Here is an 802-nt window from a genome sequence, read left to right on the forward strand (position 1 = left end):
TGGGAAACCGATTCACTCTCACCCGAAACTGCTTTGAAAACTATGTTGGATCTTACTTTGAAATGGTCCAACCAACCAGGACTGGCATTAAAGTCTTGCACATTCATCTGTTCGGCAAATTCTTTCGTCTTCTCGAGAAGCAGAGGTCCAGTGACGGGTACACTTTTACCACGCACTTGTTCAAACCATTTGAATAGAGCTTTCTCAACCTCTGGATACATAGCCTCTCTAAGACGTTTGCGCTACTCTTTTAAACGGTTATCCTCAAATTTTTGCAAAATTTTATCTTTTTAATGGGGGATGGTAGAAACCGTTGACCATATCTAGCTCGAATTGAAGCTTGTTTCTCACCTCTAACATGACTGTTGAATATATCAGCTTTCTCTGATAAAGCAACTTGCTTTATCTTGGTTCGAAAATATCTTCTTTTCACCGGTGTCAAGATACTGGATAGGCTTATACTGGCTGGTTTTTCCTAGTAGGGCTTTGATAGTATTCCAAATACTTTTTGTTTGGAATTTTTCGTTAATTAATCTGTCAATACCGTCCATACGCCTTTGTTGTCTGAAATTGAGGATGGCCAATCTTATTTTTTCTTCTGGACATTGTAACGTCATGCTGACCCGCAGTGGGCCCAGTGGCCTTACATAACACAAAGGACAAAGATGTGCTCATAACACAAAGGACAAAGATGTGCGCAGACATTGTTAAGTGACGTGGTGCTCAGCGAGGTAGACATGAACCGTAAAGTGACACCGAGCGAGTTCATTCTGGCGTGCAATTTCTATCATTTTGATTGGAT

At 40.9% G+C, this 802-nt stretch carries 1 protein-coding gene; it reads right to left on the reverse strand.

Annotated features, from left to right (window positions below; translation table 11 throughout):
* Positions 1–221, reverse strand: a 221-nt coding sequence (locus E0709_RS12120; protein ID WP_135107941.1) for a DNA-binding domain-containing protein, incomplete at its 3' end; no start/stop codon positions are given.
* Positions 222–802 lie beyond the last annotated feature (581 nt).

The organism is Lonepinella koalarum, from assembly GCF_004565475.1.
Lineage (GTDB): Bacteria > Pseudomonadota > Gammaproteobacteria > Enterobacterales > Pasteurellaceae > Lonepinella > Lonepinella koalarum.